We start from the raw sequence: 15,690 nt of genomic DNA on the forward strand, positions 1-15,690 counted from the left end.
GATTGCAAATTCCTGTTGCCATTTGTTTCTATTTTGCAATACGTTTTTGCAACCTGCAAGGCCTGGCGCTGGGGTCGTTGGCTTCGCGTTGCGCAAAGGAACGTTTGTGCAACGCCCCCTGCCCTGCCTGACCCCTTCGTGACGGCGGACGCGGATGGCGATTGACACTCGTTCGGCGAACGTATAGAAATAGTAGTTACTAACTATTAGTTGGAGGTCTGCTATGCCAACCAGTGTCGCGCTCGGTTCCCACTTTGAGGAGTTCGTGAAGTCGCAACTCTCGTCGGGACGGTACAACAACGCCAGCGAGGTTGTCCGCGAAGGGCTGCGGATGCTCGAAGACCAAGAAAAGCTGCGAGCCCTCAAGTTTGAGGCGCTACGAGCAGAAGTGCAGAGAGGCATGGAAGGCGGGCCGGGAATTCCTGCCGGGCAGGTCTTCGAGAACTTGCGGCGGCGGATCGACGAGATTGCCGCCGGCGAGGCGGAGTGATGCGTCTGGAGTTCTCGCCAGAAAGCCAGCTCGACCTGATCGAAATCGCCGCCTTCATTGCGCATGACAATCCGGCTCGTGCGAAATCGTTCGTGGATGAGCTTGAAGCGGACTGCGGCAGGCTCACCATTCAGCCGGGTATCGGTGCGCCGCGTCCTGAGCTAGGCGACGGTGTGCGAGTGCTGCCGCACGGGCGTTACCTCATTTTCTACCGGCCAAATGAGGACGTAGTTTGGATTGCGCGTGTCCTGCACAGTGCTCGTGACGTGGGGACAGCGTTTCACCATTGACGTTGCGGTGCCGGACGGCGGTAGTCGTTCGATGGAGGGCCGTTTCACCGTCTTCTGCTTTTCAATGATGGCCTGCAATGCAGCGTGGAGGAGAGGCAACGATGCGCGTTCGCTGGGAGACAAGTACCAGGTACTACGAGGTCCGTCTGATGCGTGACCTGCTTCAGCATTGGGTGCTCGTCGTTTCCAGGGGCGGAAAGACCAATCGTCTTGGTGCGCTCCGGACTCTTTTCGTATCAAGCGAAGAGGAATAAAGTGGTCCCCTGAGTCAAGACAAATATCAACCGAGTTTAAGGTGTGCACTTAACTTCACTAGCAGCTGAACGGCGCTGCCCCGGTGTTGCCTTTGACTCTGCTTTTGATGCTGTCGTTGACTTTGCCTTTGCGGGTGGGGCATCGCCTGTTCCGCTACGCTCCACAGGCGATGCCCCACCCGCGCCGCCAAACTTGTCGAGGATCAACGCCCCTCCACCTGTGCCGTTCCGATAGACGACGGCGGGTGCCGTGTCGCCCAGCGACTGGTGCGGACGCTCAGCGTTGTAGAAGGCGAAGTACTCGGTCAGGCCAAGCATCAATTCGCCCATCGTGGCATAGCCCTTCAGATACACGTCCTCGTACTTGACGCTGCGCCAGAGGCGCTCGACGAAGATGTTGTCGAACACGCGTCCCCGCCCATCCATGCTGATGACCACGCCTTCCCGTTTCAGCACCCCGGTGAAGGCTTCACTGGTGAACTGCGCGCCTTGATCGCTGTTGAAGATTTCTGGCTTGCCGTGGCTACGCAGGGCCTCCTCCAGGCAATCAACACAGAACACCGATTCCATGCTGTTGCTGATCCGCCAGCTAAGCACCTTGCGGCTATACCAGTCGATCACCGCGACCAGGTAGGCGAAGCCGTGCGCCAGCCGGATGTAGGTGATGTCCGTGCTCCACACCTGGTTGGGTCTGACCACAGGAACGCCCCGCAGCAGATACGGATAGACCGGGTGCTCCGGGCGCGGACGGCTGGTGTTCGGCCCCGGCGCCATGCCCGACAGCCCCATCAGTCGCATCAGGCGTTGCACGCGCTTGCGATTGACCGTATGTTTCGCCTTCGCCAGAAAGATCACCATCCGACGGGTGCCGTAAAACGGGTGCCGCGTGTACTCCTCGTCAATTAGCCGACTGTGAAGGAGATCGTTGGCATCGACCACCGGTGGCCGACGCTGCGCGTAGACCGTGGCTCGGCATACTCCTGCCAGAGCGCATTGCTGCACCACCGCGACGGCCTCCCCCGGGTCGATCCACGCATGCCGTATCACGGCAGGCTGATCCCAGACCTTTTTTTTCAGCCAGTCAAGTTCCATCTTCAACTTGCCGATCTCGCTGTACAACAGTTCCGGCTCACGGTGCGCCGCCGCCGGCTTGGGGCCGCGCTTGCCTTCAAACAGCGTCTTGGCATTCTCCTGAATGGCCTTCTTCCATTGCCCAACCTGCACAGGATGCACGCCGTATTCCCGCCCAATCTCGTTGATCGTCTTTACCCCGCGTACAGCCTCCAGACCAACCTTGGCCTTGAACTCTGGCGTATGTACCTTCCGCGTCGTTGCTTCACTCATCGCTTCTCGCTCCCTATGACGGAGCACAGCTTAAACCTCTGTCTGATTTCCAGGGACCACTATAGAAGGCATGAAGATGATCGAGACCGTGGAGAAGGTTCGAACTCGCCGCGGATACGTTCGGGTGCCTGTTTAGCTGTTGCACCTACGCGTGAGCGCAAGCCTTGCCACCTCGTCTTCCACCTCGGCGGCCGTGCGATCCCAGTTGTCCACACAAATCGGGGATAACCCTGTGCGTCCTGCCCGGCAAGCCAACGCCAGAGTGTCTCGAAGCAATCTGCCCGGAACTTGAGCAATCCATTGCTTGCTGAGGGGACGAGACCTGCCCGGGCGTGGGCCGGTATTTTTTTTGGCCGTGCTCGACACGGTGGATGGCTTATCATTTTTGGTGACGCTTGCGCTTGGGCTCGTCGGCCTGCATGCTAATTTGACCAAGAGTTGCGGGTCTCCCGCGGAGAGTGTTCATGTCTTCTGCCCTACCCTCGTTTAGTGATCTGTCGGCTCCGATCGCCGTGCGCGAAGAGATGGCTGCGCTTCGCGCAGCACTGGATGCAGCGGTGCCACGGAAACGCTCGCTCGATCGCAACTTGCTGGTGGCGACGTGGAATCTCAAAGATTTCGGGTCACTGACGCGCAAATGGGAGGCCGGCGCGGCGGACAGCCCAAAGCGCGACTACCGCGCCCTATGGGCGATCGCAGAGATCGTTTCGCGCTTCGATGTGGTGGCTTTGCAAGAGGTGGGGGGCGATTTGGCGGCGTTGCGCACTCTGATGAAGACGCTGGGGCCAAGCTGGCGTTTCCTGATGACGGACGTGACTCGGGGTGCTGCAGGCGGAGGCGAGCGTATGGTCTTCGTGTTCGATGGCGCGCGCACAGAGTTGTCGGGACTGGCCGGGGAACTCGTCGTTCCGCCGGAGTGGTTGGCCGAAATCGCGCCAGACGCTCTGAAGCGACAGTTCGCGCGCACGCCGTATGCAGTGAGCTTCCAGGCCGGAGAAACCACGGTAATTCTGGTGACGTTGCATGTTCTCTACGGTAAGGCCGCTGTCGATCGGGAACCGGAGCTTGCGGCCATCGCACGTTGGCTGGCCGAGTGGGCACGCCAAGAGAACCGCTGGCATCACAATTTGGTGGTGCTGGGTGACTTCAACATCGACCGACAAGGCGATGTACTCTGGCGGGCCTTCACGTCAACGGGGTTGGTGGTTCCGCCGGCGTTGCATGAGGTGCGCCGCTCGATCTTCGCGGACCCGGGCGAACCCACGCTGGGCAAGTTCTACGACCAGATTGCCTGGTTCGGCAGCGGCAGAAGTCAGTTGTTGGGCCTGGACCTGCTGAACGCGGGTGGGTTCGACTTCGTGCCACTGTTGTACCGCGATGTAGGTATGAGCCGAGCGCAGATGCAATATCGCTTATCGGATCACTATCCACTATGGGTTGAGTTCGGCTGCAATTGAGCACGTTTGTGCAGCACGGTGACACGCTCCGTCCGACGGGGGTTTTTTGACGGTAAATGGATGCGCTTGGCGCGTGCGGCAGGAAAACCTCGGAGCTGGGTCAAGGGCAGGCCGCGGTTTTTTGCAGCCTGGCGAAGCCTCTCTTGACGCAGCGAAGGGGCGCGAGACTGAGGTGCGGCAGTATGCTTTATAATTCGCTGTACAGTGAATATACCTAAACCGCCGAATATACGCTAGTATGTTTATATTCACTGTCCAGTAAAGAATTCCCTAGAGCCACGATGCTTGCGTCGCCTACGACTGAACACCAATTGATCGATCAGCTCCTCAACGCCCTTCGGGAGCTGCCGGAAGTGCACGCCGAGCTCGATCGTTGGGAGCCTGCCGGCCCGGCCGGCGAGTGCGCCCATGACGCTCGAATTGATCTGCGTGTCGCAGGCAAGTCATTCACCCTGCTGATCGAGGCCAAGAAGGCCGCGTACCCGCGAGACGTACGTGAGGCGCTGTGGCAGCTTAGGGCACTCAATCGTCGCACACCCAATCCATCCGGGCACGATCCCGTGTGGCTGCTAGTCGCCGAGTCCATCTCTCCCGGAGCCAAGGAGCTTCTCAGGCACGAGCGGGTCGGCTATTACGACAGCGGCGGTAGCCTCTATCTGCCCGCACCTGGTGCCTACCTTTACATCGACAAGCCACCATCCAAGAGCCAGGTGAAGTCCGTGCGGTCACTGTTTTCCGGTCGGCGCGCGCAAGTTCTGCACGCCATGTTAGTTCATCATGGCGACTGGTTCGGGGTTAAAGGCCTCGCTGAACGGGCGCTGGTGTCACCGGCTACGGTCTCCCAGGTGTTGACGGAGCTGGAACGTTACGACTGGCTGGTCTCTCGCGGACAGGGGCCGAGCAAGGAGCGCCACCTCTCCGAACCTTCAGCCTTGCTGGATGCCTGGGTGAAGCAGCTCGCATCGATTCGGCTGTCCGATCTGCGTCGCTACTACGTGCCTGCCATGAAGGCGGATCAGCTGCTGGAACATGTCGGCCAGGTCTTCGCCAGTCACGAGGTTAAGTACGCGATCAGCCACGAAGCAGCAGCGCAACGCTATGCTCCGTTTCTCTCCAGTGTCTCCCAGGTACGCGTCCGGTTGCTGGTCGGCGCCAATGCCGACAACGCTATCGGCGACCTCGGCGCACGTCCCGTCAACGAAGGCGCCAACCTGGCGATCATCGAAGCGAAGTCGCTTGGTGAGCTGCTGTTCCGCGAGGAAGTGGGCAGTATCTGGCTGGCCAGCCCGATCCAGGTTTACCTTGATCTGCTGGGTGGCGAAGGTCGCGCCAAGGAAATGGCCGAGCACCTGCGTAAGGAAAGGATCGGCTTCTGATGGCCAAACCTGCGACACTCGACGGCTACAGCGATCAGTACACGCTCGACTGCGAACGCGTCCTCGTGACGCTGCTGCGCGGCCTCGGTCCGTGGAAGGAATCCGTCTACCTCATCGGCGGTCTCACGCCGAGGTATCTGGTCGCCGCCCGGCCACCCGTTGTCCCTGCGCATGCCGGTACCCTGGATGTCGACATCGTAATTGACCTGCAAATCCTGACCGACACCGATGCGTATCACACACTGGAGAACAACCTCACAAGGATGGGTTTCGAGCGCGCCGAGAACGAGAAGCAGCAGAAGCTCTCCTGGCGCTGGCAGGCCCGCACAGAACATGGGGCTTTGATGGTGCTCGAATTGCTCGCCGATGCGCCAGACATCGCCGGTGGAAAGGTGCAGCCACTACCAACCGATGGCACGATCTCGGCGCTCAACATCCCGCACTCGTCCATCGTTTTCGACCTCCACCAAGTTACCGAGATCCGGGCTGAACTGCTGGGGGGCAACGGGGTTGCGACCGAGAAGGTCAAGCACGCCAATCTGGTCAGTTTCACGTGCTTGAAGTCGTTCGCGTTCGATCAGCGCTTCGAACGTAAGGACGCTCACGACCTGATCTATTGCATCGAACACGCCCCCGAGGGCATGGACGTGGTCGCAGAAGCCTTCCGCAAGGCGCGCGACGGCAAGCACGGCGCGGTGATTCGGGCCTCGCTGGAAATCCTGCGCAATCGCTTCACGCAAGACGACGTGATCGAGGGCTATCGCAAAGACGGCCCGGTGTCAGTGGCGAAGTTCGAACTCGGTGAAGGCGACGAAGCTGAGCAGCGCGAGGCAAGGGCGTTACGGCAGCGCCAAGCGAGCGATATCATCGACCAATTGCTTGGTCACATTGGCTGATGAGAGAGCGCCAATGACTTTTCCTGCATCAGCCGCCGATCCTCTGCCGCGACAGCACGGCATAAGCTGTGTTTACCCGCTTGGCTTCCGCCTGAAGCTGGGCGCGCTTCTCCGCGTTCATGGCGCTCGCTCGCGCCGGCGATGCTTGTTGCACCAGTTCGCGCCTAGTCTGCTCTATCGACTCCCACGTGGAGCCCGGTGTGGCTTTGAGCAACTTGTATGCGTCGTCGACGGGCATGGTGGGAGGCTCTGGAGGCGTGGGCTTTGGCACCGCCGCGCGCGGCACCAGTGGCTTGGCTTCTGGTGCCGGAGGCCGCGGCTGCGTGACAACTGGTGGCGAAACAACCGGGGGCAGCGGCGCCCGCTCCCATAGCTCTGGCTGCCGAACTGGAGGCGCCGGTGACTTCACCGGTGGTGGCGGCACGGGAACCACCTCCGCCGGGGCCAGCAGCGCGGCACTGGACATCGCCGCCTGCACTTCGGCAAGAAGCGTTACTGCTCGGGGCACATGCCGGTTTTGCAGTTCATGCTCCAACTGCCTGAGCGTCCCAGGGTCTCCCCTCAATGTCTCGAAGAGGGCCTCTAGCTGCGCGATGTTCTGGCGCATCAAGGGGCGTTTCATACCTCTAAGGCCTCCTGTTCCTGCTCCGGCTCCTCTTCAACTCCGTACGGGTCGACTTCTTTGTAGTGGACTCAGACGGTGTTGTCGACAGACTCCGCCCCCAGGGGCTCGATGCCCAGCCGCTGGAGCGTCTGCAGCAGGTCGCCGAGCACCGCCTCGCGCCGCCGGACGAAGCTGGACGCGAAGCACCGCCAGAACGTCCAGCCCGCCCGCTCAAGCACGCGTTGGCGAGCCATATCGTCCTGCCATTGGCCTGGGCCGTGGAAGCGGTCGCCGTCGCACTCAACGGCCAGACGTCGTCCCTCGTTGCCCTCGATGACAAAGTCGATGCGGTAGCCGCCACAGGCCACCTGCGGCTCAACACGGAATCCACGCTTTACCAATTCGTCGAACATGTCCCGCTCGAAGCCTGACTCGCACCTCTCGCGCAATGCCTGCACCTTCTTGGCGTTCTGCCGGAACGGCTGTTTGAAATGGCTGATGACCTTGCCGTTGAGCGAGTCCTCCCTGAAATCTGTCTCGGTGACCGAGCGGAACAGGTACATGCGGTCCCGAGCACGCGACAGAGCGACGTTGAATCGCTGGTGTATGTCTGCCCGGTTGGCTGCGGACCGGTCACCAGGTCCCAGAACCATCGAGACCATCATGATGTCTCGCTCCCGACCCTGAAACACCGGTGGCGGACCGATGGCAATCTTCCGCGCTACAACGTCGACCGGCGAGATCCGCTCGCTGACCAGTTCATGGATGTGGGCGGCTTGGGCGGTGCCCAGTAGCGTGACAACCCCAATGCTGCGGCCGTCGAACTGCGGGTCAGTGAGGATAGTCTCGATTTCGTCAACGATTGCCTTTGCCTCACCGGCATTCACGTCGCCATTGCGATGGCCACCTTTGACGAACACATCGACAAGCGGTGGATCGAGACGCTCGTTCGCTTTCGGGACGCGCAACGGCCGAATGTCGTTCTGATAGAACTCACGGTTCGAGAATTCAATGATGGCGGGCACACAGCGGAAGTGTTCTTTCAGCATCACCGAGTTGCCGGCGAATACGACGCGAGCCAGGTCGTAGATAGACTTGTCCGGCGTCATTTCCGAGCCATGCGGCTGGTTGGTGAGGAACCGGCTGATGAGTTCCTTGATCCTCTCTTCGGCCATGCCGACTGCCGATGGTGAGACTTGCTTGTGGTCACCCACGATGAGCACCTTCCGGCCGCGAAGTAGCGCCGGGAGCGCCCAGATGTCTGATTGGGAGTATCCCTTCGGCAACGCTGCATGAAATCGCGACGGCGGTCTGATAGCGTGACAGACCCGTGTTCACTGATCGATGGGCCTCCCGATGCCGCCGTGTCCCTAACCGTGTCCGATCTCCAACTGGCCGATACCGCCGCCGCCATTGCCGAATGGTGGAGCACCCGCCCGCGCAGCTCTCGTATCTCGGAAGACCTCTGGTCGCGAGCAATCGAACTCGCCGAGCGGCACGGCATCGCCAAAGTCACCGTTGCCCTGAAACTCGACTACACCAGCCTGAAACGCCGACTGGCCACCACAACAGCTGCGCCCACCGCCACGACCACTTTAGTCCTCTCTGACCGGGACGGCCGGGCCGCTACGTATCGAACTGCCGCGTGCGGCCAGCAGCGACATCGCCGAGGTCGCGCGCAGTCTGTGGCAAACAAGGCCGTGATTGCACACCAGAGAATCCTCCAGGAGCGAGATCTCTCCCGCGGTTGCGGCGGCTTGCGTAGGGTTGCGTGGGTTTTGCAGCGTTGCCGAAAAGCACACGGGCGAACCGACCTCCTCGCCACGCCTGATGAAAGCCCGTACGCCCTCGCTCTGGGAGATGCAGGGCCAGGGCGCCACCCTGGACGAGGACGAACCGCAGTCCCAACCGGTGCCGAAATACGAATTCGACCAGCGCATTGCCTGGTAGGTGCCAATGCGCAAGGGTCCAGACTGAAGCAAGACGAGCGCTTATCGCCAACCACAAGGGACGTAATCCGCAGGAACGCGCCTCCCTGAAAAAGCGCCTGCTGCCCACGTGGATGAGCAAATGAAGCTCCGGCTTACTCCAAGGTGGGGTTGTAAGCCGGAACCGCCGAAAATTCCGTCATCCCAACTCCAGCCCCGCCACGAGCGCATCCAGGTCGATCACCTTGCCATTACTGAGGAAGGTGTAGTGCCCGTTCAGCAGGATGTGCCGCCAGGCTGCCGGCGAAATCTGCGTGATCAGCGCCAGTGTCTTGGTGTTGCCGCTTGCCTCGAACTTTGTCAGCAGCCGCGACAGGATGGCTGAGTTGTAGTAGATGATGGCGTTGGCGATCAGGCGTGCGCACTGGTTGCTGATCTCGATTTCGATGTCGGTGCGCCCGGTCAATTCCTTCTTTCGGCCGACCTGTGCGATGGTCGAGCGTAGCTGGTGGTAGGACTCGATGCGATTCTGCGAGCGGTGCACGTTACGTTCCAGTTGCGGATCGCGCAGGTAGCGCAGCGTGTAGATGCTGCGGATCAGCTTGTCGAACTCGAAGATCGCGCGCCGCGTCGGGTTCGGCGCGGTGTAGGTGCATAGCTTGCGGATCAACGTACCCTGGGTCATCTCTTTCAGGCCCAACGTGGCGACGATCTGGTCGATATTCGGCTTCTCGCCGATGATGAGTTGCCGGTCGATCTGACCGACCGGCCGGATCAGGCACTTCTCGTATTGTGCCGGATCGTCGGCACAATACAGCTCGGCCAGTTGATCTTCCAAATCGGTGAAACGCGGCTCGAAGCGTAGGCCGAACCAGTGCAGGATTGCGAAGTTGGCCTTGTTCGCGCTGTGCATGTCACCGGTGATCGCGGTTGGCACGATATCCGAGGTGTTGCGATACCAGATATCGAACACATGGTGGCCTTCGTACTCGTGCGCGCCGATGAGGTAGCCGTTGAGCGGCACATGGTTGCACAGCAGCGTGTAGGCGACCACGCCCTTGCCACGCCCAAAATATTTGCGCGAGTAGCGCGCCTTCACGGTCGGCCGCTCGACGCCAAACTTCTGGCCATCGACAGCACCGTACAGGGTCTCAAGGTCGAACGAGTAATAAGGGAAGATCGGCAGCGCGGCGATGGCGTTACTGACGCGGTCGTTGGCGGCATGCAGTGAAGCCTGGCGCAGATACTGTTGGTACGTGGTTTCCAGCACGTGGTACGGAATGTCGCTGGTGCGCGCCATGACCTGATTGCCGTGGTTCATCGCCTGCGCGATGATCACCGCCATCAGGGTGTCGGTGTCGGTCACCTTTTTCGCATAGCGCGGCTGCAACGGCGTCAGGGCCGACAGGAACTGGCACTGGCTGTTGACGAAACGCAACACGTCGGCCACGTCGCAGAACGGCAGTTGCTCGTAGACCGCCAGCTCGTGCACCTTGTTGTTCTCGGCCTTGGGTTTGCGCCAGGTCAGCGTCTGCGTGTTCTTGTCGTACTCCAGGTGCGTCAGCTTGCCCTGTTTCAGCTCGCGGTTGAAGGCCAGCCACTGTGCGTGCAGATCGGCTGTCAGCGTATCGAGCTGCGCCTCGATCGGTTGGCGCAGAAAAGGGATATCGATCTGCGCGAGCGCGTCGGCCATTTCCTCCATCGAGACCAGTTCGTCGGAGAAATGGCGGTGTTGCAGGCTGTCATCCAAATAGAGTTCGCCCGACTTCAGGCGCTTCCTGATTTGCCGGTACAACCAGAACTCGTAGCGGTCGGCATGCAGGCCGGCTGGCTTGCCATCGGCATCGGAGATCTCCAGATACGGTCGCAACCGCTTGGGTAGTGTGCTTGCCGGGCATTCGGCAAGCGGCCGTTGCGACAGACGTTGCCGGTTGGCAAACACGCTCTTTGCCCAGGCCAGTGCCGCGAGCCACGGACTGTCCGGGTCGATGCCGGCGAAGTCGAGCGCGACATACAGAGGTCGCAGATGGCGGCGAATGCGTTCGGCCAGGCCGTCAACCGCCTGCCAGTGCAGGGCCAGCTTGCTCGCCGGTTTGACACTCATACGCTGGCCGGTGATTTGAAGCGTGTCTTTCGGCATGATCTTGTACGCGCGCTGCCGCACCTTGCCGAACGGCGTGGCATCGGCTACCGCGTCATCGACATAGAGCAATAGCAAGCGTCCGACCTGCGGCGTTTCCTGATGACGTCGTACCTGCTCGGCGATGAACGATTTCTGCGCGCCTGCACTGCTCTCTTCCTCCAGCTGCTTCATGTGGTAAGCCATCGCATCGACCAGGTTGTCGGTGAGCTGCCGGTAGCGTTGCCAGGCGTAGCACAGCAGATAGAGATGGGTCTGGTCCGCCTTGATGTTGCGCAGGTCGTGGACGGTATAGAAGTTCGCCAGACTCGCGTAGAAGAGCAGGTTCTGCTGCGAGATGCCCAGCGTGGGCAGCAACGCCTTGGCGATTCTGTGCAGCGGCTCCAGCATGGCGCGCTTCTCACGCTCGCGAGCCATCTGACGCCAGCCGAAATCCTTGGCGTCCTGTCGCAGCACGGCCAGTTCGGACAGCGTGCTGTCTCGCATCAGGAGTTGAGCCAGCGCGGCCTTGGCCGCGTCGTCCAGCGCTTGCGCCAGGAGGCCACCCAAGCGCCGGCGTTCGGCAGACAGTGTTTCGCTGATCAGTTCTTGCACGGTGGTGTAGCCCGGCCGAATGATCTTGTGTTCGTTAAGCCAAACGATCAGCTCGGCGGCCACGAATCCCGGCGTCACGTCGCGCCGCACGATCTGCGTGGCCTGCTGGGCGAGCTGCGGCAGGAAGTCGCCAATCCACAGCCGGTAGCCGAACAGCTCGGCGATACGCCCGCGCTGGGTGTAGTACTCATGATTGGTGATTGGCTTGCGCTCGAACGTCTCGCCGGCGAAATAGCGGCTCAACACGAAGGCGCAATCGTCCTCGACATCGATCCAATCGAAGCGGAAAAAGGCGTGCTTGGCCTTGAAGTAGCTGATCTGTAGAACACAGTAGACTTGGACGTAAAGTCCGGGGCGGCTGGTCGCAAGGGTCAATTCGGCTTCGGACAGCACCAGGTACTCCAGCCGCTGTGCATCGTCGAAGTCCGGCAGACCGTACAGCGCATGCTGCTCGGCCTCGGACAGGACAGCCAATCGCTCACTCTTGGCTGTCATCGAGATGACGCACCCCGTGATCCAGTCCAGCCGACCCGCTCCAGGGTTTCGATCAAGGTGGTGCGCTTGACACCGAAGTTGCGGCACACGGCTGCCTTGGACATGCCACCATTCAGAGCGACGATGATGGTGTCCAGCTTCTCTCCGACGATGACGGCTGGTCGCCCACCAACCCGGCCGCGCCGCCGGGCGGCAGCCAGGCCCGCGACAACACGCTCCTGGATCAGGGCGCGTTCGTATTGTGCCAACGCGCCAAACACATGAAACAGCAGCTCGCCCGACGCCGTGGTGGTGTCCATGCCTTCGGTGAGCGAGCGGAAAGCCACCCGCTTGTCCTTGAGTGCGTTCACGATGGTGAGTAGATGCGACAACGAGCGGCCCAGACGATCCAGCTTCCAGACAACCAGCACATCACCGGGGCGCACGAACTCCAGCGCCATAGCCAAGCCAGACCGATCATCCTTGGCACCGGAGGCACGATCCTCGTACAGATGGCGGGCATCAACGCCTGCCGCCAGCAGAGCATCGCGCTGCAAGTCAGTGCTTTGCCGATCTGAGTCAGACGAAACACGCATGTAGCCAACCAACATAAGCGGATAACCTTGAAATGGAGTTTCCGTATAGTAGAGGATAGCGACAGTGTTTGCCGTACTCTTTTAGCGGCGGTGTAGGGGTGGTTTTGGTGGTTGCTACTGACCCGTCGCAAAACAGGTGTTTTCCGACATCCGGCCAAAGCGCAACGGATGCGTTTTGGTGTCACGTGAGCTACAATGTAGCTCATAAACTTGGAGGATCAGATCATGTCCGCAAATGCCGTTGTCCGTGCCAGAATCGACGAGCACATTAAGGAAGAGGCGACCGCCGTGCTTGCGGCGATGGGGCTGACCGTGTCGGACGCCTTCCGCATCATGCTGACCCGCGTCGCCCGCGAGAAGGCACTGCCGTTCGAGCCACTGGTTCCGAACGTCGATACCATCGAGGCGATGAAGGAAGCGCGCCGTGGTGGCCTGAAGTCGTTCGCCACCGTCGAGGACCTGATGGCGGACCTGAATGCGGAAAATTGAACACACTGGCCAGTTCAAGCGTGACTACAAGCGCGAAACCAAGGGACCGCACCGGCAAACGCTGCAAAGTGACTTCGGCACCCTCGTCACGGCCTTGGCCCATGATCAGGTTCTGGCCGACAAGCACCACGATCATTCGCTCAGTGGGGATTGGAAGGACCACCGGGATTGTCACGTCAAGCCCGACTTGGTCTTGATTTACAGAAAACCAGACGACAACGTACTCCAGCTCGTCCGTCTCGGTTCGCACAGCGAACTTGGCCTGTGAGCAGTAGGACTCCGTGACAAGGAAATGCAGGATGTGGCGAGCGGAATCACCGATGTGGAACGGGCACTACACGTTCCAAAGCGACGCCAAGGTGATCGACCTGGACCTGGATGCGCTCGTGGCAGGGCCGGCGTGGGGATGACGGAATTTTCGGCGGTTCCGGCTTACAACCCCAAGGTGGTGGCTAGTGACACGAGTGTTTGGTGTATGTACCCCCGAGAAGCAGTTTCTTCCAGGCCTCCGCGAACCGTAGCCCCGAGATTTGTCACAAGGCTTGTGACAAATTGGGCGCGGCTTTCCTGTGCGCCGATCTCGGCATCACGCCGGAAGTCCGGGCGGATCATGCCGTTTACTTGGCGCGCTGGGTGGAGGTGCTCAAAACCGTTAACCGAACCGAATCAGTTGACGGTCTACGCGAATACCTCTAGTCTTTCCGACTTCTATAATCCTATAGGTGTATACATGCAGACAATTGCTGTAATCGCGCAAAAGGGCGGAGCCGGAAAAACCACGCTTGCGCTTGGCTTGGCTGTTGCCGCCATGCAGGACAAAAAAAACAGCCGCCGTCATCGACACCGACCCCCAAGCCACCGCCACCAACTGGACTGACCGCCGCGACGCCGAAACACCTTGGGTTGTCGCCTCGCCCGTCGCCCGCATCAAACAAGCGATCGCCGCAGCGTTGTCTCAAGGCGTCGAACTTCTGTTGATCGACACACCGCCGCACGCCTCGCAAGAGGCCGCTGAGGCCGCGCGCGTGGCCGACCTAGTCTTGATACCCGTTCGCCCGCATCTCTTCGATATCGAGACGCTCAAGACCGTGCGCGACCTTCTCAAACTGGCAGGCGAGCCCCCTTCTCTGGTCGTCATCAATCAGGCTCCCGTGCAGGGCTCCGCAGCCCAACAGACCGCCGCCGCCATTCGGGACATGGGCTTCACCGTTGCGCCAACGGTGCTTCATCAGCGCGCCGCCCACATGCACGCCACCAATGTAGGCCAAGGTCCCACCGAATTCGACCCTTCCGGAAAAGCCGCCGCCGAAGTTATACAGTTATACAAGTTTACGCGTAAGCTTATAGACAAATTAAAGAAGGAGGCAAACCATGGCCAAACCGAACCCACTCGCGCGAGGGCTTGAAAAATTCACCGCGCCCGGCACTCCGCCACCAGCTGCGCTGTCCGCGCCGGCCGTCAAGGGGCGTGGGCAGAACCGCCCCGGTGCCCGCAAGGGGCAGGTGCTGATCGGAGGTTTCTTCGCCCCGGAAGTGCACAAGCAATTGAAGATGATCGCCGTCGAAGGAGACATCACCTTACAAGAGTTACTGGCCGACGCGCTGAACACCATTTTTGCCAGGGCAGGGAAGCCGGAGATTGCTAGACTCGGCCGGGTTCTTCAAGCGGGTGACAACTAAGCATCTATATTCCTAGACGTGTATACACGCATGCAACACGACACGCAGACAGCACCTGGCATCCCCCCAAACAGCCGGGCGGGGCAGGGGGTTATAAAGTGACCACTAAAAAAACTCGAAACTAGTCTTGATCTCATGCGGCAAACGCTCGATAAGCGCGAAGCCGCGAAGATGCATCAGCTCGCCTTGTGGCCCGACAAAGACATGGGTGTTCCGAACGAATTGAGCCGTTCGGCCCTGTTCGCCGCGATCGATGACAAATGCCCCCGTAAGACCTTCGACAATGCGATCATTCCGTCGCAAGCCGGCTTTGACATTACCTACACCGGGCACCAACTCGACCAAGGTCACATTGATATTTTTTGAAGGCATCATGCACTTCGCGCGCGGCGTGCACGAAGGCAATTTGGTCCGCTTCAGTCGACACCGTCTTCTGAAGCTCATCGGCCGATCGACCGGCGGCAATGAGCACAAGTGGCTGCTCTCCCGCCTGAATCACTTAACAGCGACATCGGTCTGCATCAATCAAGGAGACAAGCGCGTTTTCTGGGGCTCCTTGCTGCCCCGTGGCGCCACCGACAACGAGACCGGGGAGTACATCGTCGAAATCTCCCGCGACCTTGCAAAGCTCTTCGGCCGCGGCTTCACACGCGTTGAATGGGAACAACGTTACCAGCTCAAACGCAGCCCCCTGGCACAATGGCTACAGCTCTATTACTCCAGTCACGCGCAGCCCATGCCCGTCAGCGTTTCATGGCTGCACGAGGTAACAGGAAGCGGTACGCAGGAATTACGAAAGTTCCGCCAAAGCCTGAGGGCCGCCCTGCGCAAGCTTGAGGCCATCGCGGCAATCACCGGCTGGAGCATCGATCCCAAATCAGATTTGGTTCATGTCATGCGAACGCCCTCACAAGCGCAAGCTCGCTATCTGGCAAATCGTGACGAAAAGACACGTGTTTAGAGGTACGGTGGCACGTGTTTAGAGGTACGGTGGCACGTGTTTAGAGGTACGGTGGCACGTGTTTAGAGGTACGGTGGCACGTGTTTAGAGGTACGTGGCACGTGTTTAGAGGTACGG

16 protein-coding genes and 1 pseudogene are annotated in these 15,690 nt (G+C 60.2%); 12 read left to right on the forward strand and 5 right to left on the reverse strand.

What is annotated here, in order from left to right; translation table 11 throughout:
- Positions 1–223 precede the first annotated feature (223 nt).
- Positions 224–490 (forward strand): type II toxin-antitoxin system ParD family antitoxin, encoded by a 267-nt coding sequence (locus E4Q23_RS22380; protein ID WP_169068636.1) that lies wholly within the window; start codon positions 224–226, stop codon positions 488–490.
- A complete protein-coding gene (locus E4Q23_RS22385) occupies positions 490–780 on the forward strand; it encodes a type II toxin-antitoxin system RelE/ParE family toxin (protein ID WP_211203902.1) in 291 nt (96 codons plus the stop codon). The genes E4Q23_RS22380 and E4Q23_RS22385 overlap by 1 nt, the downstream gene beginning before the upstream one ends.
- 434 nt (positions 781–1,214) lie before the next feature.
- Here E4Q23_RS22385 and E4Q23_RS22390 read toward each other — a convergent pair.
- Positions 1,215–2,378 (reverse strand): annotated as a pseudogene (locus tag E4Q23_RS22390) (IS3 family transposase); the annotation flags it as partial.
- Between the two features lie 464 nt (positions 2,379–2,842).
- Between E4Q23_RS22390 and E4Q23_RS22395 the strand changes: the two are divergent.
- From E4Q23_RS22395 to E4Q23_RS22405, 3 genes are all read left to right on the forward strand, one after another.
- A complete protein-coding gene (locus tag E4Q23_RS22395; RefSeq protein WP_169068638.1) occupies positions 2,843–3,835 on the forward strand; it encodes an endonuclease/exonuclease/phosphatase family protein in 993 nt (330 codons plus the stop codon).
- A gap of 311 nt (positions 3,836–4,146) precedes the next feature.
- Positions 4,147–5,211: a hypothetical protein gene (locus E4Q23_RS22400; protein ID WP_423753379.1), complete on the forward strand. Its 1,065-nt coding sequence runs from the start codon at positions 4,147–4,149 to the stop codon at positions 5,209–5,211.
- On the forward strand, positions 5,211–6,107 hold the full coding sequence (locus E4Q23_RS22405) for an antitoxin (RefSeq protein ID WP_169068640.1): 897 nt from the start codon (positions 5,211–5,213) through the stop codon (positions 6,105–6,107). The genes E4Q23_RS22400 and E4Q23_RS22405 overlap by 1 nt, the downstream gene beginning before the upstream one ends.
- A 28-nt stretch (positions 6,108–6,135) precedes the next feature.
- Here the strand turns inward: E4Q23_RS22405 and E4Q23_RS22410 are convergent, their stop codons facing one another.
- From E4Q23_RS22410 to E4Q23_RS22425, 4 genes are all read right to left on the reverse strand, one after another.
- Positions 6,136–6,729, reverse strand: a complete 594-nt coding sequence (locus tag E4Q23_RS22410; RefSeq protein ID WP_169068641.1) for a hypothetical protein — start codon at positions 6,727–6,729, stop codon at positions 6,136–6,138.
- Positions 6,730–6,800: 71 nt separating this feature from the next.
- Positions 6,801–7,925 carry an AAA domain-containing protein gene (locus E4Q23_RS22415; protein ID WP_169068642.1) on the reverse strand — a complete coding sequence of 375 codons (1,125 nt, stop codon included), beginning with the start codon at positions 7,923–7,925 and terminating at the stop codon, positions 6,801–6,803.
- A gap of 913 nt (positions 7,926–8,838) precedes the next feature.
- Positions 8,839–11,868: a Tn3 family transposase gene (locus E4Q23_RS22420; protein ID WP_169068643.1), complete on the reverse strand. Its 3,030-nt coding sequence runs from the start codon at positions 11,866–11,868 to the stop codon at positions 8,839–8,841.
- On the reverse strand, positions 11,865–12,458 hold the full coding sequence (locus E4Q23_RS22425; protein WP_169068644.1) for a recombinase family protein: 594 nt from the start codon (positions 12,456–12,458) through the stop codon (positions 11,865–11,867). Before E4Q23_RS22425 ends, E4Q23_RS22420 begins: the two co-directional genes overlap by 4 nt.
- A 210-nt stretch (positions 12,459–12,668) precedes the next feature.
- On the opposite strand from E4Q23_RS22425, the gene E4Q23_RS22430 reads away from it, so the two are divergent.
- The 7 genes from E4Q23_RS22430 (at position 12,669) to trfA (E4Q23_RS22460) (ending at position 15,573) form a co-directional block, all read left to right on the forward strand.
- Positions 12,669–12,932 (forward strand): type II toxin-antitoxin system RelB/DinJ family antitoxin, encoded by a 264-nt coding sequence (locus E4Q23_RS22430; RefSeq protein ID WP_169068645.1) that lies wholly within the window; start codon positions 12,669–12,671, stop codon positions 12,930–12,932.
- The gene (locus tag E4Q23_RS22435) at positions 12,919–13,200 is read left to right on the forward strand and encodes a type II toxin-antitoxin system YafQ family toxin (RefSeq protein ID WP_169068646.1); all 282 of its coding nucleotides are present in this window, start codon (positions 12,919–12,921) and stop codon (positions 13,198–13,200) included. Before E4Q23_RS22430 ends, E4Q23_RS22435 begins: the two co-directional genes overlap by 14 nt.
- 203 nt (positions 13,201–13,403) lie before the next feature.
- Entirely contained in the window at positions 13,404–13,628 is a 225-nt protein-coding gene (locus E4Q23_RS25445; protein WP_423753380.1) for a zincin-like metallopeptidase domain-containing protein, read from the forward strand.
- Between the two features lie 92 nt (positions 13,629–13,720).
- Positions 13,721–14,338 carry a cobyrinic acid a,c-diamide synthase gene (locus E4Q23_RS22445; protein ID WP_169068648.1) on the forward strand — a complete coding sequence of 206 codons (618 nt, stop codon included), beginning with the start codon at positions 13,721–13,723 and terminating at the stop codon, positions 14,336–14,338.
- Positions 14,304–14,612, forward strand: a complete 309-nt coding sequence (locus E4Q23_RS22450) for a ribbon-helix-helix domain-containing protein (RefSeq protein ID WP_034915273.1) — start codon at positions 14,304–14,306, stop codon at positions 14,610–14,612. The genes E4Q23_RS22445 and E4Q23_RS22450 overlap by 35 nt, the downstream gene beginning before the upstream one ends.
- A gap of 135 nt (positions 14,613–14,747) precedes the next feature.
- Positions 14,748–14,978 (forward strand): plasmid replication initiator TrfA, encoded by a 231-nt coding sequence (gene trfA, locus E4Q23_RS24695; RefSeq protein ID WP_169068649.1) that lies wholly within the window; start codon positions 14,748–14,750, stop codon positions 14,976–14,978.
- Entirely contained in the window at positions 14,965–15,573 is a 609-nt protein-coding gene (gene trfA, locus E4Q23_RS22460) for a plasmid replication initiator TrfA (protein WP_169068650.1), read from the forward strand. Before trfA (E4Q23_RS24695) ends, trfA (E4Q23_RS22460) begins: the two co-directional genes overlap by 14 nt.
- Positions 15,574–15,690: the final 117 nt, after the last annotated feature.

This window comes from Candidatus Accumulibacter phosphatis (assembly GCF_012939955.1).
Taxonomy (GTDB): domain Bacteria; phylum Pseudomonadota; class Gammaproteobacteria; order Burkholderiales; family Rhodocyclaceae; genus Accumulibacter; species Accumulibacter delftensis.